The organism is Brevundimonas denitrificans, assembly GCF_030160755.1.
In the GTDB taxonomy this organism is placed as follows: domain Bacteria; phylum Pseudomonadota; class Alphaproteobacteria; order Caulobacterales; family Caulobacteraceae; genus Brevundimonas; species Brevundimonas denitrificans.
This window is the reverse complement of sequence record NZ_BSOY01000195.1, coordinates 1-668: the sequence shown is the minus strand read 5'-3', so window position 1 is coordinate 668 and position 668 is coordinate 1. Positions and strand designations below refer to the sequence as shown.

Below are 668 nucleotides of genomic sequence, written 5' to 3'. Positions count from 1 at the left end.
CCAGATCATGAGAGACAAACAGGAAGGTCAGTCCCCGGTCTTTTCGAAGATCGGATAGCAGGTTGAGGATTTCCGCCTGCACCGACACATCCAGTGCCGATGTGGGTTCATCCAGCAACAAAAGGCGGGCGTTCTGGACAAGGGCGCGGGCAATCGCGACCCGTTGTCGCTGGCCCCCCGACAACTGATGGGGATAGCGAAACCGGAATTTCGCCCCCAGTCCTACCTCTTCCAGAACCTGTCTGACCCGATTGTCGATATCCGTGGCCCCCTGAAGGCGGAGCGGCTCGCTCAGGCAACGGTCAACCGTGTGCCGGGGGTGCAGCGACGCATAGGGGTCCTGAAAGACCATCTGAACGGTGGAATAAAAGGATTTGTCGCGGGGTCCTGTCAGGGGAGTTCCGTCCAGATGGATATGCCCGGATATATCTGTCGCCAGATGGGTGATAGCCTTCAGGATGGTGGATTTCCCGGAACCGGATTCCCCGACCAACCCAAGGCTTTCCCCGGCAGCAAGGGTGAAACTGACCGTATCGACGGCCTGAAACCGGTTGTGGGTATCCCCGAACCAGACGGACAGGTCCTGCACGGAAAGCATCGGGGCGGGGGTATCAGATAATGGCATTGACACTTTCCTCCTGTTTCCAGCTTTCATCCCGTGTCAGAAC

General features: G+C 58.1%; 1 protein-coding gene. It reads right to left on the bottom strand.

What is annotated here, in order from left to right; genetic code table 11:
• The coding region (locus QQJ79_RS15720) for an ABC transporter ATP-binding protein (protein WP_284223866.1) at positions 1-598 on the bottom strand (598 nt) is incomplete at its 3' end.
• Positions 599-668 lie beyond the last annotated feature (70 nt).